The sequence below is a fragment of the Phenylobacterium sp. genome (genome assembly GCF_046290725.1).
Taxonomy (GTDB): Bacteria; Pseudomonadota; Alphaproteobacteria; order Caulobacterales; family Caulobacteraceae; genus Phenylobacterium.
Genome location: NZ_JBKBUH010000001.1, coordinates 1,800,981 through 1,821,558, shown reverse-complemented (window position 1 = coordinate 1,821,558; position 20,578 = coordinate 1,800,981). Strand labels below are relative to the sequence as shown.

Below are 20,578 nucleotides of genomic sequence, written 5' to 3'. Positions count from 1 at the left end.
GCTAGACCCGCCGGCCGAATTTTGCAAGGCTTGACTTGTCAAATGAAGACGACCGCCGACCAGATCCTGCTGCTGCTGAAGAGCAAGGGCCCCGCCGGGACCAGCGCGCTCGCCCAGGCGTGCGGAATCACCCGTCAGGCCGCTCGGCTGCAGATGGAGCGGCTGGCCGCCGAAGGGCTGGTGGAACACGCGGTGGAGCGGGCGGGTGTGGGCCGCCCGCGCCGGTCATGGTCGCTGACGCAAAAGGGCCATGCCCGCTTTCCCGACACCCACGCTCAGATGACCGTGGAGCTGATCGAGGCGGTGCGCGAGGAGTTCGGCGCCCCCGGCCTGGACCGCCTCGTGGCTCGGCGCGAACGCGTCATGGAACACGGCTACCGCGCAGCCCTGGACGGCGCGGAAGGTCTGGAGGCCCGTCTCTCCCGCTTGGCCGAAATTCGCGCCGCCGAGGGCTATATGGCCGAGTGGCGCCGTCGCGAGGACGGCGCCTACCTCTTCGTGGAGAACCACTGCCCGATCTGCGCCGCCGCCAGCGCCTGCCAGGGCTTCTGCCGCTCGGAGCTTGCGCTGTTCGAGATGATGCTGGCCCCGGCCAAGGTCGAGCGCGTGGAGCACCTGCTCGCCGGCGCCCGCCGCTGCGCCTATGTGGTGAGGGGGTGAAGCCAGGCGCTGTGGCTTCGGCCCATAAGCGAACGTCCCAGAGTTAGCGGGCGTTGGCGTCGGCGCGGCTCAGCCAATGGACGACGTTCAGAAGGAATTGCTTGTTCTGCGAGGCATGCTCCGCCCTGAAACCCATCGGACCGCTCGGCGTCGACTGGGCGCTGAAGGCGGCGGCTTCGCTCACGACGACGACCCGCCCGTTTCCGAACTCCAACGCAGCCGCCCGCAGGTCAGCCTCCGTGCTGGGGCGTCGTGGCGTAGCCGGGCTGATTTCGCCCCAAACCTCGGGGAAGAGGATCGTCCACCCCGAGCCGAGCCGCATGATCGGGATGGCCGCCGGAGGGGCCCGGAACGAGGAGCCGACGAAGGTGCGCACCTCCGTCACCGGCGCACCCGCGACATCTCCCCGAACGATCTCGTTGTCCAGCAGGGCGCCGTTCGCCCGCGAGAACAGCTCCAGGCGCGGAGTCTCCGCAGTGGCGACGCTGTTGTCGAATTCGAAGCCGAACGCGGAAGCGAGGCTCGCCATGGCCCCGGGAAACGGCATGTGATCTGCGATGAGGAAGAGTGCGCCGCCCAGCCGCACCCATTCACGGATCGCCTCGATCTCAACTTGCGTGAAGGCCGACGGCGTCGGCAGTCGCCATTCGACGACGTTCTCATCGGCCAGCGCATTGGAAATGACCAGCACCTGCAGGGGGGCCAATTCGGACGGCGAGATCTTGGCCGTCAGGGATCGAATCCGGAAACCGTCGTTCCGCAACACTTCGGCGAAGGGCGCGTAGCGTTCCTCGGCTGTGTGGAAGTTGTTGTGCGCGGCGTCTATCGCGACGATGGGGCCTTGCCCGCGCGCAAACAGCGGACGGCTTACCGTGAGGTCCGCCTCCATGTCCCCTGTCTGCTGCGCAAAGGCGGCCGAAGAGGCTAGCGCCACGAATAGTGCGACGATCCATCTGCGCACAAGTCGTCTCCCGACACCTGCGGCGAGTTAATCGCGGCCGCGTCCGAGCGGTCAAGGCGCGGTGCCGAGGTTACCGCCGGCGGCTGGGATAGCCCTTGGGCGGGACGCCGTGGGCGCCGTGGCTGGCCCATTCGCCTTCGCCAGCCTTGTGCACGTACTGCTCGGCCACCAGCCAGGCCTTCACGGGCCGCAGGGCGATCAGGCAGGCCCCGACCACCGCCACGTTGGCGACCAGGAGCTGAGCCCAGATCGGCGGATCCATGGCGACCGCCCACCAGGCCCAGAGGGCGGTGACCACGATCCCCACGCCGCTCATGACGAAGAAGGCCGGCCCGTCGGCCGGATCGGCGAAGCCGTAGTCGAGGCCGCATTCGCCGCAGCGCTTGGCGATCCGCAGGAAGCCGGTGAACAGCTTGCCCTTCCCGCAGCGGGGACAGCGGCACCGTAGGCCGGCGCTGAGGGTCGAGGGAGAGTCGAACGGAGCCGCCATCGGGGCACCCTCCATACAATCATGGATGATATGCATACAACCTTATTGTATTGTATGCACTCCCATCGAAGAGGCAAGCATGGCCGCAAACAAGATCCCCAATTGGCTTGCGCGGGCGGGCGAGCGGGACGGCCCGATCTATTCGGCCATCGTGGAGGCGCTGGAGGCGGCGATCCAGGCGGGCGAGCTGCAGCCGGGAGAGCGGCTGCCGCCCCAGCGGACCGTCGCCGCCTGGCTGGGCGTGGACTTCACCACCGTCAGCCGCGCCTACGCCGCCGCCCAGGCCCGGGGGCTCGCGGAGGGCAGCGTCGGGCGCGGCACCTTCGTGCGGGCGCGCACCGAGGACGACGAGGCGGGGATGGTGGACCTGTCCATGAACCTGCCGCCTCCACCCGCCGGGCTTTCGCTGGGCCGGCTGCTGGAGGAGACGACCTCGGCCATCCTGCGGCGGGCCGACGCCTCGACCCTGATGTCCTATCACCCCGGGTTCGGGACCCTGGGCCAGCGGCTGGCGGGCGCGCAGTGGCTGGAGCCCTGCCTGGGCGCGGTCCCGCCCGAACGAGTCCTGGTCAGCCCAGGCGCGCAGCCGGCCCTCGCGGCCATTCTGGCGACCCTCTGCAGGCCGGGCGATGTGGTGGTCGCCGAACCCCTGACCTATCCGGGCTTCAAGGCGGTGGCCGTACAGCTGGGGCTGAGGATCCTCGCCTGCCCGACCGACGCCCTGGGGCCGGAGCCGGCGGCGCTGGAGGCGATCTGCGCGCAGGAGCGGCCGGCCGCCGTCTATCTGATCCCCACCCTGCAGAACCCGGTCGCCTCGACGATGGACCTGACGCGGCGTCGGGAGGTGGCGCAGATCGTCCGGGCGGCGGGCGCCTGGATCCTCGAGGACGATCCCTACAGCCGGCTGATGGACGACCCGCCGCCGGCGCTGGCGAGTTTCCTGCCGGATCGCACCTTCCATGTGGCGACCCTGGCCAAGTGCCTGACGCCCGGCCTGCGCATCGCCTATGTGGTGCGTCCGCCGGGTCCGGAAGGCGAGCGGGCGGCGCTCGCTCTCCGAGCGCTGGCGCTCAACCCCGCGCCGCTGATGGCCGCGATCGCTACGGCCTGGATCCGCGAAGGCGTGGCCGAGACGGTGCTGGGCGCCGTGCGCACGGAGGCTCGGGCGCGGCGAGCGCTGGCGGCGGAGTTGCTGCCCCAGGCATTCGGCGGGCCCGACAGCCTGCATGTCTGGTTGCCCCTGGACGACGCCGCCTCGCCCGAGCGCCTGCGCCTGGCGGGCCACGAGCGGGGCCTGGCCCTGGTCACCGCCGAGGCTTTCGCCGTGGGGGAAATCGGGCGGCAGGGGGTGCGCGTCTCCCTGGGCGGGCCTCGGAAGCGCGCGGTGCTGCAAGGCGCGCTAAAGGCGCTGGCCGACCTGGCGCAAGGCGCTCCGGCCGCGTCGCGGCTGGTGGTCTGAGCCTTAGCGGCCAGGCATCGGCAGCTGGAAGCCCGGCGACCAGTGCATAGCCGTGCCGGCGCTGACATACCAGGCGACCAGCAGGCCGCAGATCAGGGCGCCGGGCAGGTAGGCGTTCGTCCAGCGCCAGGTGAGCGCCGCGATTACGCCGACGATCGCCAGCAGCGGCACGAACTGGATGGCGATGATGGTGTTCAGCGGCTCCGACGGAATGGCCAGGACGCGCGTGGCGAAGAGGCTCACATACTGCACGGTCAGCAGGAGGACGAAGCCCAGGGACAGGGCCAGGGCATAGGTCGCCGACTGGGCGAGCGCCCCCTGGCCCTTCAGCGCCAGGTTGGCGTTCAGCGCCCGCAGCGCGACCAGGAAGAAGAGGATCCAGAGCGGCGCATAGGCGGCGGCGGCCACGGCCTGGCGGGCGTCGGGCGCCTTCAGGGCCAGCACCCAGAAGCGGAAATCGATCTCGAAGAGGGCGTCGGCCAGGAGGAGCGCCGCATAGCCTGCGCCAAGCGTCCCCAGCGCGATGGCGACGGACCGGGGCCAGTCGGCGCGGAAGCTGGGACGGCCGCCCTTCAGGAACACCGCCAGGACGAAGGTGATCAGCGCGTTGGCGAGCGCCCAGACCACCAGCTGGTTGGCCACCCACTGCGGGAAGACCCGGTTGGGGAAGAACAGCATCCCCAGCTTCATCAGCGGGAAGAAGGTGATCGCCGGAACCGCCGCGGTGAGGACGAAGGCCAGCAGCCAGCGCCGATCGGGACACTCGCGCACAGGTTCGCCCGGCGCCGACATGGCCGAAAGCCACGGCGCAGCGAGCAGCAGGCGGAAGGTCGCCAGCAGCAGCATGACAAAGCCCACGAAGGCGATCAGCGTGCCGACCTCCTTCCAGAACCAGATCTGGTCGCCGGGCGGCCGGGGCGCAGCCTCTCCCTCCAGCCGCTGCTGGAACCAGTCGACGACCGGCCCCACGCCGGCGGCGGAGAAGTGCTCCCAAGGATGGGTGATGGGCGGGACATGCAGCACGCGCGCGGTCCCGGCGGCGGGATCGCCGTAGAGGCGCCCCTCCACCACCGGCTCGGCGGTTCCGAAGAGGTCCATCAGCGCCTTGGAGCGGGCGATGCCGGCGCCCTTCTCCACCTGCCACATAAGCGGCGCGAACTCGTCATAGGCGCCGAACACAACAGATAGATTGCGCAGCTCGGCCTGCGCCTGCGACCCAAACACCGCCCCGATGGCGGGGGTGGAGCCGACCAGGGCCGAGGCCTTGTAGCCGTCCGGGTCCGAGGCCGCGGCGCCCACCACCGGTCCGCCGCCCAGGCTGTGGCCGGCCAGTCCGATATTGGCGGGATCGACCTGCGGCAGGCTCTTCAGGTAGCGCAGGGCCGCAGGGCCGCCGAAGTCGTTGGCGCCGACGATGGCGTCGGAATAGCCGTGACCGGGCATGTCCATGGCCAGCACCACGAAGCCGCGCCGCGCCAACTCGATGGCGAAGGCCGACTGCATCTCGCGGGTGTTGATGTAGCCGTGACTGAGCAGGACCGCCGGCGCGGGCCGCTCGGCTGTGGCGCTGGACGGGGTGTAGAGCAGGCCGGCAATCCGGGTCCGGCGGTCGCCCGCGAACTGCACCTCGGCCACTGCCGTCCCGCCGGCGGTCTGCACCGCGTGGGCGAGGAGCCCGCCGCCCAGGATAAGCACCATGGCCGCCGCCAGCCAAAGCCACGCCGCCCGCATCGTCCCCTCCCCCGAAGGTCGTTCTCTTGGCCGCGACTATGGGCGGCGCAGGCGCCTTGGACCAGGGCCATTACGGCTCCGGCCGCGCCAAAGGCGCCGCGGCGTCACATTTCCGTCTCCGCCTCGCAGCCCGAAGCTGTTAGGGAGCGCGAAAGCCGCTAGGTTCATAGAGGGACGAGGAGAACGGACGGGCGTGATGGCCGCACCCGGCATCGCCATTCGAGGGCAGCGCAGCCTGCTCCGCCAGATCCGCGAGGCGCTTGCCTCGGGCGGGCCCGCCCAGACGCGCCTGGACATGGTGGTGCGGATCATCGCCCGCTCGATGGTGGCCGAGGTCTGCTCGCTCTACATGCGCCGGGCAAGCGGCGACATGGAGCTGTTCGCCACCGAAGGCCTCGACCCGAACGCCGTCCACGTCACGCGCATGAAGCCGGGTGAAGGCCTGGTGGGCGAGATCATGCGGCTGGGCCGGCCGCTGAACCTGTCCGACGCCCCGAACCATCCGGCCTTCTCCTACCGGCCCGAGACCGGCGAAGACCCGTTCCACGCCTTCATGGGCGTGCCGCTGCTGCGCGGCGGACGCGCGATCGGGGTGCTGGTGGTCCAGAACCGCACCGAGCGTGTCTATACCGACGACGAGGTCGAGGACCTGCAGATCGTCGCCATGGTCCTGGCCGAGATGGTCGCCGGCAGCGAGCTGGAGGGCGAGCTCAAGGGCGTCGAGATCGCGCCCCACCGGCCCGAGCGGCTGAAGGGCGCCAAGTTCGCCGACGGCCTGGCGCTCGGCGTGGCGGTGCTGCACGAGCCGCCGGTGGCGCCTTCGCACCTGCTGGCCGAGGACGTGGTGGCCGAGGAGGCGCGGCTGAAAAGCGCCATCGCCAGCCTGCAGGCTCAGATCGACGACATGCTGAGCGGCGAGCACGGGCTGGTCGAAGCCTCCTATGAGGTGCTCGAGACCTACCGCATGTTCGCCCACGACCGGGGCTGGAACCGCAATCTGGAGGACGCGGTCCGCAACGGCCTGACCGCCGAGGCGGCGGTGGAGCGGGTGCGTTCGGAGCACCGGGCGCGGCTGGGCCAGGCCCGCGACCCCTATCTGCGCGAGCGGCTGCACGACTTCGAGGACCTGGCCGACCGGCTGCTGCGCCACCTGTCCGGCGACGGGCACATGGCCCGCGACCTGCCGGAGAACGCCATCCTGATCGCCCGGAACCTGGGGCCGGCGGACCTTCTGGAATACGACCGGCGCAAGCTGAAGGGCCTGCTGCTGGAGGAAGGCTCCTCGGCCAGCCATGCGGCCATCGTCGCCCGCGCCCTGGACATTCCCTGCGTCGGGCGTCTGGCTGGCTTGCGCGACAAGGTCTCGGAGGGCGACCCCGTCATCGTCGACGCCGAGACGGGCGAGGCCTATCTGCGCCCCCGCGTCGACGTGGTGAAGGCCCTGCAGGCCCGCCTGGAGGTGCGCCTGCAGCGGCGGGCCGAGTTCGCCAAGCTGCGCGACACGCCCGCCTTCACCCGCGACGGGGCCAAAATCACCCTCTTGATGAACGCCGGCCTGGACGTAGACTTGGACATCCTGGCCGAGACCGGTGCGGAGGGCATCGGCCTCTTCCGCACCGAATTCCAGTTCATGGTCGCCGAGGAGATGCCGCGCTTCAACGCCCAGGCCGCGCTCTACGGCCGGGTGATGGACGCCGCGGGCGACCTGCCGGTGACCTTCCGCACGCTGGACCTCGGCGGCGACAAGGTGCTGCCCTATCTGGAGGCCGAGCGGGAAGAGAACCCGGCCCTGGGCTGGCGGGCGATCCGCATGGGGCTGGATAGGCCCGCCCTGCTGCGCCTGCAGTTGCGGGCCCTGATCGCCGCCTCCCGCGGACGGCCGCTGCGGATCATGTTCCCGCTTGTGGCCAGCGTCGACGAATTCCGGGCCGCCCGCGCCCTGGTGGACCATGAGGTGGCGTGGGCCCAGCGCCGCGGCCGCCCGGCGCCGTCCCGCCTGGACGTGGGAGCCATGATCGAGGCGCCGGCCGTGATCTGGCACCTGGACGCCCTGCTGCCCATGACCGACTTCGTCAGCGTCGGGACCAACGACCTGATGCAGTACCTGTTCGCCGCAGACCGCGGAAACCCGCGGGTGTCGGACCGCTACGACTTCCTGTCGCCGCCGGCGCTGCGGGCGCTGGAGACGATCCAGCGCGCTTGCGAGGAGACCGGCACGCCGGTTTCGGTCTGCGGCGAGATGGCTGGCCGGCCCCTGGAGGCCTTCGTGCTGGTGGCTCTGGGCTTCGAACGCCTGTCCATGCCGCCGGGCGGCGTGGGGCCGGTCAAGCAGATGGTGCTGTCGTGCGACCGCGAGGCGGCGCGACGCGGCGTTTCGGCCCTGATCCGCGGTTCGGCCGGCTCGATCCGCAATGAGATCGAGACCCTGGCGCGCAAGCTTTACCTTTCGATCTGACCCCCAATTCTTGACGAAGCTTGGCCGTTACAGCGACGAGGCTTCGAAGGTCACAATTTGGCGCCGAATCCGCAGGTCACCTGCCGGTGCGACTTGCCGCCGCGCCTTACGGCTTTTGCGTTCGGCGCATTGAGACTCGCAGGCGCAACTGATATTCACAATGCAATCTTAATCTCTTCATGACAGCAAGTTAGGGAACTCCGCCGGGCCACGCCGGATCGGTCGGAGTCAAGGGGCGACGGGTAGCCATGGCGCTGGATACTGGCCGGGTTACAGATCTGCACTTGCCGATGGAGGGGGGTGGCGATCCTGCCCGGATCGAATCCTACACGCCAAGCTTGAGCTCCGGACCCGACATCGGATCGGCCCTGCGCGCCGCCCGCGAATTCCGCGGCCTGAGCCTCGAACAGGTGGCCGAAGCCACCCGCATCCGCCGCAGCTACCTGGCCGCCATCGAGGCCATGCGCCTGGACGAGTTGCCCTCGCGCCCCTTCACCATCGGCTATGTGCGAGCCTATGCGGCCGCCCTGGGCCTGGACGGCGAGGCGGCGGTGGAGCGCTTCAAGGCTGACGAGCCCTGCCCGGACGCGGCCCTGCCCGAACCGATCGGCGTGCCCAAGGAGAAGGATCCGCGCCTGACCCTGTTCCTGGTCGGCGGCGCGCTCGTGATCGGCGCGATCCTCGCCTGGAACCTGGCCCAGCGCGCCATGGCCGAGCGGGAGCCTCCGGCCGCCGCCGCCCCCGCCGCCATCATGGCCGCGCCGACGCCCGCCGGACCGGTGGAGCTGGGCGCCCCCCTGCCCCCGCCGGTGGAATCCACGACGCCGACGCCCTACGTCACCCCTGGCCTGGCCGAGGCGACGGCCGCCGGCGGCTCGTCCGACGCGGTCGAGGACGCCAAGCGGGCCGGCCAGATCGCCGGAGCGCCGACGCCGGACGCCGCCCAGGAGCTTCCGGCCGCCTTCACGCCCAGCGGCGCGGTCTATGGCGCGGCGGCCGAGATCTCGGTCGTGACGCTCCAGGCCCGCAAACCCGGCTCGCTGATCGTGCGCGGCGCCGACGGCTCCGTCTATTTCGCCCGTCAGCTCTCGGCTGGCGAGGCCTATCGCGCCCCGGCCCTGAAGGGGCTGTCCTTCGAGGTGTCCGATCCCCACGCCTTCCAGGTGTTCGTCGGCGGCCAGTCCAAGGGCCTGCTGCCGGCGGTGCAAACGCCGGTCGCCAAGCTGGTGGGCTGATCGCGCTTGGGGATTCGCCCCCGGCCGCCTATTTTCCGCCCATCATGACCGCGCACGACCACACCCACGTCCGCCCCTGGCGCGCCATCGCCCGCCGCCCGTCGCGCAAGATCCGGGTCGGGACCGTCGAGGTGGGCGGCGACGCCCCCATCACCGTGCAGTCGATGACCAACACGCGCACGGCCGACGCGGCGGCGACCATCGATCAGATCCGCCGGCTGGAGGAGGCCGGGGCCGACATCGTGCGCGTCTCCTGTCCGGACGAGGACTCCACGGCCGCCTTCGCGACCATCGCCAAGGCCGCCAAGGTCCCGCTCGTGGCCGACATCCACTTCCACTACAAGCGCGGGATCGAGGCGGCCAAGGCCGGGGCGGCCTGCCTGCGGATCAATCCGGGCAATATCGGCTCGCCCGACCGGGTGCGCGAGGTGATCGCCGCGGCCCGCGACCACGGCTGCTCGATCCGCATCGGGGTGAACGCCGGCAGCCTGGAGCCGCACCTTCTGGAACGCTACGGCGAGCCCTGCCCCGAAGCCATGGTCCAGAGCGCGCTGGACCACGCGAAAATCCTGCAGGACCACGACTTCCACGAGTTCAAGATCAGCGTGAAGGCTTCCGACGTCTTCATGACCGTGGCCGCCTACCAGCAGCTCGCGGAAGCCATTGACTGCCCGCTGCATGTGGGCGTCACGGAAGCCGGCGCCACGCGCACCGGCACGGTGAAGTCGGCGATCGGCATGGGCTCCCTGCTCTGGGCGGGCATCGGCGACACCATCCGGGTGTCCCTGGCCGCCGATCCGGTGGAGGAGATCAAGGTCGGCTTCGACATCCTGAAGTCGCTGGGCCTGCGCCACCGGGGGGTGAACATCGTCGCCTGCCCGTCCTGCGCGCGGCAGGGCTTCGACGTCATCAAGACCGTCGAGACGCTGGAAGCGCGCCTGGCCCACATTTCCACCCCCATGAGCCTGTCGATCATCGGCTGCGTGGTGAACGGCCCGGGCGAGGCCCTGATGACCGATGTCGGATTCACCGGCGGCGGCAAGGGCGCGGGCATGGTCTATCTGGCCGGCAAGGCTGACCACAAGATGGACAACGACCGCATGGTCGACCACATCGTCGGGCTGGTGGAGGCCAAGGCCGCCGAGCTGGAGGCCGCGAAGGCCCCCCTGCAGGCCGCCGAGTAGGGCGACTGCCTCCGCACCCCCTGGTTTAGGGACACGATTTCCCTTAACGAACGACATGTTCGCTTATGGGGAGAGAAGGCGATGACCCAGATTGCGGTCGCAGGGCGGGACAATCGCCGCGCAATCGTCCGGGCCGTCTCGACCGAGGTCCTGAAGTCGCTGACCGCGCTCGCCCAGGCCGGCGGCGGCGATACCATCTCCCTGCTGGTTTTTACCGGCATCTGGACGGCCAACACCCAGCACCTCATAGGGACCGGCCGCTACACGGCCCTTGAGGATATCCCGCCCGACAGCCAGCGCCGGCCGATCCTCGAGGCCGATCTCGAAAGGGCGATCGGCATTCCGCAGCCGATCCTCGGCGATTACGTGACTCGCCTGATCGCCGGAGGAATCGTAGAGCGCCTGCCCGCCGGGCTTGTCGTGCCTTCGGCGATCTTCACCACCCCTCAGCAGGTGGACGGGACCAACGAGTTCTACGCCCGCATCATGAGCATCGTGCGCGCCCTGCGCGACGCCGGTTTCAGCTTCGGCGACCAGGCCTGAACGGCGGTCAAATCGAAAAAATGTCAAAGATGACACGTGCGTCACACTTGCGTCGGCGTTCTGTGCTTGGTTAGGTGCCGGCCACCACCAAGGGAGGGACATGATGTCCGCGGACGGCAACTGGAAGATCACCATTCAATCCCCGATGGGCGCGCAGGAGGTCGAGGCTTCGATCAAGACCAACGGCGACACCTTCACCGGCACCACCAAGGGCCGGATGGGCGAGCAGTCCGTGGAAGGCAAGGTGAACGGCGACACGCTCACCTGGTCCACCTCGATCTCGCAGCCCATGCCGATGACGCTGGAGTTCACCGCCACGGTCAGCGGCGATTCCATGAGCGGCAACGTCAAGCTGGGCGCCTTCGGCTCGGCCCCGCTCTCGGGCGTGCGCGTCTAAGCGCTTCATCCGCTAAGCGGATCGGAAAGGCCCCCTCCCCACGGAGGGGGCCTTTTCTGTTTAGGCGGGATGCAAGGTCGTCCGGCAGCGGACGGGGAGGTGGCCATGCGATTAGCGTCGCGGCGGCTTCTTTGACGACTCCTTCGCATCCAGGACCAGTTCCCCAGCGCGCACGCGAAGCCTCGCAGGCACGCTCCAACCGCTCACAAACTCGGCTTGCTTGCTCACGGACGGCAACGTCGTCTGGAGGAAGGGGGTAGCTTTGCTGTCGTTCGGCGCCGGCGTGATGATGTCGCCGGTCTCAGGATCTACTTCAGCTGCGAAGCTAAAGATCGAGCTCGACGCAGGCGTCGTAGAATGCGCCATGGCCGATTGAGCCATAGCCCGTCCAGCCTCCACGAAGACAAGGTTGCGTTCATAGCGGGCGGCGCGTTCAATTTCGCGAGCGCAGACGAAATCGACCAGGAAGCTGGCGGCAGCGTGAGCGTTGCTTTCAATCGCCACGACTCGCGCAACGTTATTTTCGAGGCAAGCCTCCGCCCGGACCACAACCGGAGCCGGACGCTGATCCATCGCCGAAGCGGCGACAGCGGCCAGCATGGCTATGCCCACAATCAATTCACCCATGCCCCTGCCCCCAACATTGAAACCGACGCAGCATCGCTGCTGCCGAGCCTGCTACCGCTCACAAGTCTCCCTTTGTCGTCAAGGCAGAGGACGCCTCCGACCTGCAAGGAGGCCACTGCGACACCCCACGGATCCTCCGAGATTTGCTCGACAGATGGGGCGAAGGAGCGCCCCGGAGCCGAAGCTCCACTGGCGGACCCACACCGGCCGCTCCTATCCTGGAGACGGCGCGGAACAAACGCGCCGGCCCGGATCGGGGGCAATGAGCCTGTTCTTTAGGGTCCTTGCCCGCAAGGGCTTCATCCCGGCGGATGAGTATCGACCCTCTGCTGGAGGCGGCAACCAAGGACCGCTGGTAGAGATCGATGTCACCGAGGCACGTCGCCAACTCTAGAGGTGAGCCAATGAAGGCCTATCTGGTGCTTGATTTCTCCATACGAGACCTCGCGGGCTTCCGGCCCTATATCTCGGCCGTCCCGGCGTTCATCGAGAAGCACGGCGGGCGATATCTTGTTCGAGGCGCCTCGCCCACGGTCATGGAGGGCGATTGGGCGCCGGACTTGATGGTCGTCCTCGAATTCCCCTCGCGTCAGCACGCGACGGCGTTCCTGGCGGACCCCGACGCTCAGGCGCTCTTCGGGGTGCGCCACAAGACGACGGACAGCAAGCTCGTCCTGGTCGACGGGTGCACGTGAGTTCTACTCGGAATTTGGCGCCGGGCGGGCTTGGCGTTAGAGGAGGCGTCCTTCGGTTCTGTAGAGAAAGCCCAGGCCTCCGTTGCGTTTACCCCAGGCCAGATTGGATCAGGTCATCGACCGCTTCCGCGAGATCGAGGCGCGCATGGGCGCGGCCACGGACGGGGCGGAGATCGTGCGGCTGTCCAAGGAGCACGCCGAGCTGAAGCCCGTGGCGGAGGCCGTCGAGGCGGTGGCCCGCGCCCGCGCCGAGCGCCCGGAACTCGAGGAGATGGCCAAGGCCGGCGATCCGGAGATGGCGGCCCTGGCCCGCGAGGAACTGGAAGCCCTCGACGAGCGCCTGCCGGAGCTGGAGCGCGGCGTCGCCCTGCTGCTGGCGCCCAAGGACAAGGACGAAAACGCTTCGGCGATCCTGGAGGTGCGGGCCGGCACTGGCGGCGACGAGGCGGCGCTGTTCGCCGGCGACCTCTTCCGCATGTACCAGCGCTACGCCCAGAACCGCGGCTGGCGTGTGGAGATCGACTCGGTCTCCGAAGGCGAGGTCGGCGGCTACAAGGAGATTATCGCCTCGATCACCGGCGAGGGCGTGTTCGGCCGGTTGAAGTTCGAGAGCGGCGTTCATCGCGTGCAGCGGGTGCCGGAAACCGAGGCCGGCGGGCGCATCCATACCTCGGCCGCCACGGTCGCCGTCCTGCCGGAGGTGGAGGACGTTGAGATCGAGATCAACGAGGCGGACCTGCGCATCGACACCTACCGCTCGTCCGGCGCCGGCGGGCAGCACGTGAACAAGACCGACTCCGCGGTTCGCATCACCCACATCCCCACCGGCATCGTGGTCACCTCGTCGGAAAAGTCGCAGCACCAGAACCGGGCGCGGGCGATGAAGGTGCTGAAGGCGCGCCTCTACGAGCAGCAGCGCGAGGCGCTGGACACCGCCCGCGCCGACGCGCGCAAGAGCCAGGTGGGATCGGGCGACCGCTCGGAGCGGATCCGCACCTACAATTTCCCGCAAGGCCGGGTGACCGACCATCGCATCAACCTGACCCTCTACAATCTGCCCAAGGTGCTCGAGGGGGAGGCGCTGGACGACGTGATCGATCCGCTGATCGCCGAGGATCAGGCCGCCCGGCTGGCGGCGCTGGAGGACGAGTTCGGCTGACGCCGGCGCACGGCCGCCCCGATGCGGCCAAGGATCGCGTGCAGGCGCTTCGGGGCCGAGAGCCCCACGGTGTCGGCCACCACAGCGCCGCGCCGGCCCATCGGCTTTTCCAGCCCTTCGGTGGAATCGCGGGCGGTCTGATGTTCGATCTCGGCGTTGAGCTTTGCGCCAACCAGCACGATCAGCACCGAGACCCATATCCACATCATGAAGCCGATCACCGCGCCCAGCGAGCCGTAGGTGGCGTCGTAGCGGGCGAAGCCGTTGACGTAGAGGGAAAAACCCAGCGATCCCAGCAGCCAGAACGCGGCGGCGAAGATCGCCCCGAATGTCACCCAACGCCAGCGCGCGCGCCGGCGGCACGGGCCGTAGCGATAGACCACGGAAAAGACCGCCACCCCCACCCCCAACAGGATCAGCCAGCGCAGGGCGAGCCAGGCCGGCGCCTCCTCGCCGATCCCCACATAGGCCAGGGCCAGGGGAGCTGCGACCAGGAGGGCGGCGACGACAGCCAGGAACACCAGGGCGCCGAAGGTGAAGCCGTAGGTCAGCAGGGTCAGGTGGAAGAAATTGCGCTTCTCCCGTTCCTCATAGGCGATGTTGAGCCCGTCGAAGAGCGCCTTCATGCCCGCGTTGGCGGTCCAGACCGAGAGCAGCAGGCTGATCAGGAAGGCGAAGCTCAAGGTGGCGGGCGGCCGTTCGGCCAGGCGCAGCATCTGGTCGCCGAGGATCTGCACCGCCGTGGCCGGCAACACGGCCGACATGTCGATCAGCTGCTCGCGCGCCGTCTCCACGTCGGCCACGAGGCCGTAGAGCGAGACGAAAACCCCCAGCGCCGGGAACAGGGCCAGCAGGGTGTAGAAGGTGACGCTGGCGGCGACCCGCGGCACGCGGTCCTCCTGCACCTCGCGGACCGTGCGCCAGAGGATGTCGGGCCATCCGGAAGGCGGAATGCGCGTCGGCGCCTCGGCCATGCGCCCGCGGCCGGGCTCGGCCGCTTCGAAGGTCGCGGGATCGGCCTTGGCCTGGACGCTGAGACCAGGGGCGGCGCGGCGATGACCGCGCGGCCAGAGCGCCAGCAGGACGGCGAGCGCGAACCACGGCGTCAGGCTCGCCGCGAGCCTCGCCGCGCTTTTCGCCCCGGCGCCTCCGCTCGTTCCATGCACCTTCGCAGCCTTCGCCATCGCGCCGAACAATTCCCGAGCCGGCCGGCCGTTCCCGGGGCCTTGCCTAGGCCCGGGCCTTGGGGCAGGAGCGGGACATGACCGGTCATATCGCAGCGCTCTACCGCCACCCCGTGAAGGGTCTCACGCCGGAGCGGCTGGCCGCCGCCGATCTTGCGCCCGGCGCGTGCTTTCCCTGCGACCGGCTCTATGCGGTGGAGAACGGTCCCTCGGGCTTCGACCCGCAGGCGCCGGCCTTCGTTTCCAAGCAGAAGTTCACCGTGCTGGCTTCGATCCCGCGCGTGGCCCAGGCGCGCACGGCTTACGACGAAGCGACCGGCGTGCTGACCGCCGGGGCCGCGGGCCGGCCCGACTTTTCCGCCGCCCTGACGGAAGCCGCCGGCCGCGAGGCCTTCGCCGCCTGGCTGGAGGGCCTCTTGGGCGAAGAGGCGAAGGGGCCGCTGAAGGTGGTCTTCGCCGAGGGCCACCGGTTCACGGACCACCCGCTCGGCCACGTCTCCATCGTCAATCTGGCCAGCGTGCGGGACCTGGAGGCCAGGGTGGGCCGGCCCGTCGATCCCCTGCGCTTCCGCGCCAACCTCTATGTGGACGGCTGGCCCGCTTGGGTGGAGAACGGATGGGAAGGCCGCGAACTGATGGCCGGCTTCGCTCGCGCCCGGGTGTTCAAGCCCATCGTGCGGTGTGCGGCGACCCACGTGGACCCGGTCACCGCCGAACGGGACCTGGACCTGGTGAAGGCCTTGTTCGACAATTACGGCCACATGCACTGTGGAATCTATGTGCACGTTGTCGACGGAGGGCGCGTGACCGTGGGCGACGCCTGCACCGAGCCCCTGACGGAGGCCGCGACGTGACCCTCAATCTCCTCCAGGCCTGGCAGTCGGCGAAAGCCCGGCTGGAGGCGGCGGGCCTGGCCGGGCCGGTGATCGACGCGCGCCTGCTGGTCGAGGCCGCCGCCGGCGCGACGCGGGCCGACATCGTCACCGATCCCTACCGCGCCTTGACGCCCGAGCAGGAGGAGACGCTTTCCGACTACGTCGCCCGGCGCGAGCGGCGCGAGCCGGTCAGCCACATCCTGGGGCGCAAGGGCTTCTGGAAGATCATGCTGTCGGTGACGCCGGACGTGCTGACGCCCCGGCCCGACACCGAGACGCTGGTGGACTACGCCCTCAAGGAATTCCCCGAGGGCATGGCCTTCAACCTGCTCGACCTGGGCGTCGGGTCGGGGGCCATCATGCTGGCGATCCTGGCCGAGCGGCGCCAAGCCAAGGGGCTGGGCGTCGACGTCTCGGAGGAGGCGCTGGCCGTGGCCCGGGAAAACGCCGCGAACCTGGGGCTGGCGGGCCAGGCGGCCTTCCTGCGCGGCGACTGGACCCAGGGCCTAGCCGAGGCCAGTTTCGACCTGGTGGTCTCCAACCCGCCCTATATCGCCAGCGAGGTGATCGCCGGCCTGGAGCCGGAGGTCCGCGACTACGAACCCCGCCTGGCGCTGGACGGCGGACCCGACGGTCTCGCCGCCTATCGCCGCCTGGCGCCGGAGATCCTGCGGGTGCTGAAGCCCGGCGGGGCGTTCGCCGTGGAGATCGGCTATGACCAGAAGGCGGCCGTCGAGGCGCTGTTCCGGGAGGCCGGCGCCAGCGGGGTGCGGACGCTGAAAGACCTTGCGACACACGACCGCGTGGTGGTCGGCGCGAAAAACCCCTTGGAAAGACGAACCTGAATCGCTAAGTCTTTGGCCTGTCTCCACCCAATTCGCCGGTGAATCAGGTTTCGGAGTCCTGAGCCCAGGACCCTCAGCCGCTCCGGCAGGCGCGCAATGCGCGCGTCGCGCGCCTTAAAGATCCGGGCGGACGACGGAGAACACTTACGTCTTCAACATCCATTACGGGCGAAACGGCCCGGGCCAAGGCGAGAGGATAAGCCGCGCGCATGTCGGCATAGCCGGACGCCGCGACGGAACGGTCAACAAAGCATGAGAGATTTCAAGGGTATGAAGCGCCAACGCGGCCGCAATCGCGGCGGCGGCGGCGGCAAGCCGCAGCAGAACGCCAACCGGGCCTTCGATTCGAACGGGCCCGACGGCGTCAAGGTGCGCGGCAACGCCCAGCACGTTTTCGAGAAGTACCAACAGCTCGCGCGCGACGCCGCCTCGTCCGGCGACCGGGTGTTGGCCGAGAACTACCTGCAGCACGCCGAACACTATTTCCGTGTGGTCCGCGCCATGCAGCCGCAGAAGCCGGCGGCGGAAATCCTGGGGCGCGACCAGTTCGTCTCCGGGTTCGATATCGATTTCGAGGACGAGAGCGGAGCCCAGGCCGCCGCCGCGGCGGACGCCGCCGCCGCCGAAGCCTCCGAAGGGGAGACGACCGAGGGCGGCGAGGGCGATGGCCGCGAAGCCCGCCAGGACCGCTGGCGCGATCGCGACGAGCGCCCGCGCGACCGGGATCGCGACGACCGTCCCCGGGGCGAAGGGCGTGACGGCCGCGAGGGCCGTCGTGACCGCTGGCGCGACCGCGACGACCGTCGAGACCGCAACCGCGATCGCGGCGAAGGCCGTCAGGACCGGGAAGAGCGCCCGGAGCGCGACCCCCTGGCGGTGGTCGAGCCGCAGTCCGCTCCGCTGGTCGCCGCCGACGAACGCAGTTCGCCGATGCTGCGCGACGCCGAGGGCGGCGAGAGCCACGCTCCGGCCTTCTTGAAGGCCGCGCCCCGGGCCGAGCCGAAGGCCGAAGACGCCGCCGAGGAAAAGCCCGCCCGCCCCCGCCGCCGCCGCGCCCCGCGCAGCTTCGAAGGCGGCGCCGAAGGCTCGGCCTCCAACGAGACCGAAGAGGCCTGATTCCGGCGAGGGCGCTTCTTCGCTCCCGCTCACGCAAGGCCTGTGCGCCCTTCCCCTCTCCCGCTCGCGGGAGAGGGTGTCCGAAGGACGGGTGAGGGCGAGGCGAAGCCGAGACCGCCGCCAGGCGGGCGGCGCGAAGCGGCGCTAAGTCTTTTGCGCTCGAAGATTGGCGCCTGTCGGCGCCTGCGGCTTCGCCCGCAAGCCCTCACCTGGCCTGGCGGCCTGTCCTCTCCCGCGAGCGGGAGAGGAGGTCTTACCGGCGATGGACCCTTCGCCTAGAACCGGTACCCTGCTCCGACGCGGAAGGTGCGTCCCGGCAGAGGGATGAGGTCCTTCAGGAACGAGGCGTGCTCGCGGATCTCGGCGTCGTTGATGTTCCGCGCGTCCACGAAGACCTTCAGGTTGCGGTCGTCGAAGGGCCGGAAAACCAGCGAAGCGTTGAGCACGCGATAGCCGTCGGTCGGCAGTTCGAACTCGGCCACCCGCTCCTGGTCGCCCACTTCGCGCAGTTCCAGCGTGCCGGTCCACCAGCCGCCTTCGAAGATCGCGCGGCCGGTCACCGACCACGGCGGGATCCGCGCCGGCGCGCCGAGATCGGTGTCGCCGCGCACATAGTCGGCCGCGCCCTGAAGCGTGAAGCTGCGCTCGCCCTCCTGCCACAGGCGATAGGAGACCTCCGCCTCCAGCCCGTAGAAGGTGGCGTCGGTCTGGCGGTAGACGAAGATCGGCAGGCCGCTCTCGTCATCTTCCAGGCCGGTCGGCCGCAGGTCGATGAAACCGTCGTACTTCACGCCGAAGGCGTGCAGGTCGGCATCCCAGGCTCCGCCGGCATAGTGCAATGTGGCGTCGAAGGAATAGGAGACCTCGGCGTCCAGATCCGCATCCCCCACCTCGTAGCCGCGGGTGGCCGCGTGAGCGCCGTCGGCGAAGAGTTCGGCCTCGGTCGGGGCGCGGGCGGTGCGCGAGAAGCTGGCGCCCAGATACCAGCCTTCCGCCGGCCGCAGGAAGGCGCCGAGGCTCGCCGAGACATTGGTGAAATCACGTGAACCCAGCGCGCTCTCCAGCTCCCGCCGGTCGACCCGCAGGCCGCCTTCCACGCCCCAGCCGCCGCGGTCCAGCCGCTGCAGGGTGAAGAGGCCGATCTCGCCGATCTCCACCGAGGGGATATAGGCCTCGGCGCCGACCGCCTCGAGATTGCGCTTCAGGGCCTGGAGACCAACCGCCCCCTGCCAGCCGTCGCGCTCGGCCTGAACGAGTTCCAGCCGGCCTTCCCAACCGTCGGAGAGGAAGCGGGTGCCGACCTCGTCGCCCTCGAGCTCGACGTGCTCGTAGTCGGCGTAGCCTGCCGAGAACTTCATCCGATCGAACGGGCCCAAGGCTACGTCGAGACCGCCCCTCAGGTCGTAGCGGGTCTGCTTGAGATCGATCGAGACCGGCGCGTCCTCGTGCTCGTCGTCATGATCCTCGTCGTCATCGTCGTCGTGGTGGTGCTCGGCATGACCAGGCACGCCGTAGGTCGTCTCCGTCCGCTTGGCCGAGAAGCCGATGAAGCCGCGCTCGCCCACATAGGAGAGGCCTGCTCCGTAGGCCGAGAGCTCCACCGCGGTGTTCTCCGCCTTCGAAGCCTGGCGGCCGAGATATTCCTCACCCTCCTCCGTCAGCAGCCGGCGCGACTCCGCGGGGACCGGGATGTCGTAGTCCTCGCTGGTGCGACGCAGGCCGTCCAGGCTGAAGGCCCAGTTCCCGGTTCCGAACCGGAAAGCGGCCGAAGCGGTCTGGCCCTCGTCCACGTCGGAGCCGACGGCCAGCAACCGGCCATGGAAGCCCTCCACAGGCTGTTCGGCGATCCGGTCATCGATGATGTTGACCACCCCGCCGATGGCGGAGCCGCCATAGGCGAGCGCCGCCGGGCCGCGCAGCACCTCGATCCGTTCGGCCTCCTGCGGGTCGCTGGCCACCTGATGGTCCGGCGACAAGGCCGAGGCGTCGATCTGGCCCACGCCGTTGGACAGCACCAGGACGCGCGGCCCGGCCAGGCCGCGGATCACCGGTCGGCTCGCGCCAGGACCGAAGAAGGTCGAACGTACGCCCGGCAGACCGGCCAGCACCTCGCCCAGACCGGCCGACGGAGCGAGGTCCAGAGCCTCACGCCGCACCACCTCGACGCTGGTGGTCACCGAATCCATCGAGATCACGAAGGGCGCGGCGGTGACCACCACTTCCGACACCTCCCTTTCCTGGGCCAGCGCTGGCGCGGCGAACAGGGCGGCGGAGCCGGCGGCGGCGAAAAGGGCGATCTTGTTCATTAGGGACGAGCCTGCGACTGAATCGCCGCGGCCTTGCGGCGCGCGGTTCGTGTTACGAAATAACGGGCCGTGTTATGAGATAACGTAGCCGGCCGTCAAGGGCGGTTGCGTCGGCGCGGAGAGAGCGTTAGCCAATGCTTATGGGAGATGCATGCCATCATGCCGACGGGGCGCATCCAGGTCTGAAGGGCCCTGCGCTCACCGCCGCCCTCGGTGCGGCGGAGGAGCGTTGCATGGCCATCCAGGAGCGTCTGACCGCACCGCGGCGTCGCGTGCTGGAGCTGCTGCTGGAGTCGGACGGTCCGCAGAAGGCCTATGACCTGATCGCCGCCTTCGGCGCCGATGGCGAGCCGGCCAAGCCGCCGACGGTCTATCGCGCCCTGGAGTTCCTGGAGCGACTGGGCTTCGCCCATCGCATCGAGAGCCTGAACGCCTACGTCCCTTGCCGCATCGACGGAACGGAGCACCGCGCCGCCTTCCTGATCTGCGACTGCTGCGGCGCGGCCGAGGAGTTCGAGCCGGACTTCGCGGCCCAGCTCGTGGCCGCGGAGCGAGCCGGCTATTCGGTAGGCTCCATCACCCTGGAAGCGCGGGGTCGATGCCCCGCCTGCCGGGGCGACTGACGAACCTCTGACGCCGAGCAGCGTTCCCAGCTG

General features: G+C 69.6%; 19 protein-coding genes. 13 read left to right on the top strand and 6 right to left on the bottom strand.

Annotation, left to right across the window (positions count from 1 at the left end):
* Nucleotides 1–42 precede the first annotated feature (42 nt).
* The gene (locus tag ACK41C_RS09470) at nt 43–660 is read left to right on the top strand and encodes a helix-turn-helix transcriptional regulator (RefSeq protein ID WP_409653130.1); all 618 of its coding nucleotides are present in this window, start codon (nt 43–45) and stop codon (nt 658–660) included.
* 43 nt (nt 661–703) lie between these two features.
* Here the strand turns inward: ACK41C_RS09470 and ACK41C_RS09465 are convergent, their stop codons facing one another.
* Together ACK41C_RS09465 and ACK41C_RS09460 are read right to left on the bottom strand one after the other, a co-directional pair.
* Nucleotides 704–1,549: a hypothetical protein gene (locus ACK41C_RS09465; protein ID WP_409653128.1), complete on the bottom strand. Its 846-nt coding sequence runs from the start codon at nt 1,547–1,549 to the stop codon at nt 704–706.
* A 142-nt stretch (nt 1,550–1,691) separates the two neighbouring features.
* A complete protein-coding gene (locus tag ACK41C_RS09460; RefSeq protein ID WP_409653127.1) occupies nt 1,692–2,111 on the bottom strand; it encodes a DUF983 domain-containing protein in 420 nt (139 codons plus the stop codon).
* A 79-nt stretch (nt 2,112–2,190) separates the two neighbouring features.
* On the opposite strand from ACK41C_RS09460, the gene ACK41C_RS09455 reads away from it, so the two are divergent.
* On the top strand, nt 2,191–3,570 hold the full coding sequence (locus tag ACK41C_RS09455) for a PLP-dependent aminotransferase family protein (protein ID WP_409653126.1): 1,380 nt from the start codon (nt 2,191–2,193) through the stop codon (nt 3,568–3,570).
* 3 nt (nt 3,571–3,573) lie between these two features.
* Here the strand turns inward: ACK41C_RS09455 and ACK41C_RS09450 are convergent, their stop codons facing one another.
* Nucleotides 3,574–5,301, bottom strand: a complete 1,728-nt coding sequence (locus ACK41C_RS09450) for an alpha/beta hydrolase (protein ID WP_409653124.1) — start codon at nt 5,299–5,301, stop codon at nt 3,574–3,576.
* A 196-nt stretch (nt 5,302–5,497) separates the two neighbouring features.
* Between ACK41C_RS09450 and ptsP the strand changes: the two genes are divergently transcribed.
* The 5 genes from ptsP to ACK41C_RS09425 all read left to right on the top strand — a co-directional run bounded on the left by ptsP (nt 5,498) and on the right by ACK41C_RS09425 (nt 11,115).
* Nucleotides 5,498–7,756 (top strand): phosphoenolpyruvate--protein phosphotransferase, encoded by a 2,259-nt coding sequence (gene ptsP, locus ACK41C_RS09445; RefSeq protein WP_409653121.1) that lies wholly within the window; start codon nt 5,498–5,500, stop codon nt 7,754–7,756.
* 248 nt (nt 7,757–8,004) lie between these two features.
* Nucleotides 8,005–8,991: a helix-turn-helix domain-containing protein gene (locus tag ACK41C_RS09440; protein ID WP_409653120.1), complete on the top strand. Its 987-nt coding sequence runs from the start codon at nt 8,005–8,007 to the stop codon at nt 8,989–8,991.
* Between the two features lie 44 nt (nt 8,992–9,035).
* Nucleotides 9,036–10,175: a flavodoxin-dependent (E)-4-hydroxy-3-methylbut-2-enyl-diphosphate synthase gene (gene ispG, locus ACK41C_RS09435; protein WP_409653118.1), complete on the top strand. Its 1,140-nt coding sequence runs from the start codon at nt 9,036–9,038 to the stop codon at nt 10,173–10,175.
* Between the two features lie 81 nt (nt 10,176–10,256).
* A complete protein-coding gene (locus tag ACK41C_RS09430) occupies nt 10,257–10,718 on the top strand; it encodes a hypothetical protein (protein ID WP_409653117.1) in 462 nt (153 codons plus the stop codon).
* Nucleotides 10,719–10,821: 103 nt separating this feature from the next.
* Nucleotides 10,822–11,115 carry a hypothetical protein gene (locus ACK41C_RS09425; protein WP_409653115.1) on the top strand — a complete coding sequence of 98 codons (294 nt, stop codon included), beginning with the start codon at nt 10,822–10,824 and terminating at the stop codon, nt 11,113–11,115.
* Between the two features lie 111 nt (nt 11,116–11,226).
* Here ACK41C_RS09425 and ACK41C_RS09420 read toward each other — a convergent pair whose 3' ends face one another.
* Nucleotides 11,227–11,742 (bottom strand): hypothetical protein, encoded by a 516-nt coding sequence (locus ACK41C_RS09420; RefSeq protein ID WP_409653113.1) that lies wholly within the window; start codon nt 11,740–11,742, stop codon nt 11,227–11,229.
* A 404-nt stretch (nt 11,743–12,146) separates the two neighbouring features.
* Here ACK41C_RS09420 and ACK41C_RS09415 point away from each other — a divergent pair, with 404 nt between their 5' ends.
* Together ACK41C_RS09415 and prfA are read left to right on the top strand one after the other, a co-directional pair.
* The gene (locus tag ACK41C_RS09415; RefSeq protein WP_409653112.1) at nt 12,147–12,437 is read left to right on the top strand and encodes a DUF1330 domain-containing protein; all 291 of its coding nucleotides are present in this window, start codon (nt 12,147–12,149) and stop codon (nt 12,435–12,437) included.
* Between the two features lie 82 nt (nt 12,438–12,519).
* Nucleotides 12,520–13,596 (top strand): peptide chain release factor 1, encoded by a 1,077-nt coding sequence (gene prfA / locus ACK41C_RS09410; protein WP_409653110.1) that lies wholly within the window; start codon nt 12,520–12,522, stop codon nt 13,594–13,596.
* Here prfA and ACK41C_RS09405 read toward each other — a convergent pair.
* The gene (locus ACK41C_RS09405) at nt 13,554–14,780 is read right to left on the bottom strand and encodes a YihY/virulence factor BrkB family protein (RefSeq protein WP_409653109.1); all 1,227 of its coding nucleotides are present in this window, start codon (nt 14,778–14,780) and stop codon (nt 13,554–13,556) included. The two genes, prfA and ACK41C_RS09405, sit on opposite strands and share 43 nt — an antisense overlap.
* 77 nt (nt 14,781–14,857) lie before the next feature.
* Between ACK41C_RS09405 and ACK41C_RS09400 the strand changes: the two genes are divergently transcribed.
* The 3 genes from ACK41C_RS09400 to ACK41C_RS09390 all read left to right on the top strand — a co-directional run bounded on the left by ACK41C_RS09400 (nt 14,858) and on the right by ACK41C_RS09390 (nt 17,616).
* Nucleotides 14,858–15,634 (top strand): MOSC domain-containing protein, encoded by a 777-nt coding sequence (locus ACK41C_RS09400; RefSeq protein ID WP_409653107.1) that lies wholly within the window; start codon nt 14,858–14,860, stop codon nt 15,632–15,634.
* The gene (gene prmC / locus ACK41C_RS09395; RefSeq protein WP_409653106.1) at nt 15,631–16,500 is read left to right on the top strand and encodes a peptide chain release factor N(5)-glutamine methyltransferase; all 870 of its coding nucleotides are present in this window, start codon (nt 15,631–15,633) and stop codon (nt 16,498–16,500) included. The genes ACK41C_RS09400 and prmC overlap by 4 nt, the downstream gene beginning before the upstream one ends.
* 270 nt (nt 16,501–16,770) lie before the next feature.
* Complete coding sequence (locus ACK41C_RS09390) at nt 16,771–17,616, top strand: DUF4167 domain-containing protein (RefSeq protein WP_409653104.1); 846 nt, start codon at nt 16,771–16,773, stop codon at nt 17,614–17,616.
* A 275-nt stretch (nt 17,617–17,891) separates the two neighbouring features.
* Here the strand turns inward: ACK41C_RS09390 and ACK41C_RS09385 are convergent, their stop codons facing one another.
* Nucleotides 17,892–19,922 (bottom strand): TonB-dependent receptor, encoded by a 2,031-nt coding sequence (locus tag ACK41C_RS09385; protein WP_409653102.1) that lies wholly within the window; start codon nt 19,920–19,922, stop codon nt 17,892–17,894.
* A gap of 140 nt (nt 19,923–20,062) precedes the next feature.
* Here ACK41C_RS09385 and ACK41C_RS09380 point away from each other — a divergent pair, with 140 nt between their 5' ends.
* Nucleotides 20,063–20,545: a Fur family transcriptional regulator gene (locus ACK41C_RS09380; RefSeq protein WP_409653973.1), complete on the top strand. Its 483-nt coding sequence runs from the start codon at nt 20,063–20,065 to the stop codon at nt 20,543–20,545.
* Nucleotides 20,546–20,578 lie beyond the last annotated feature (33 nt).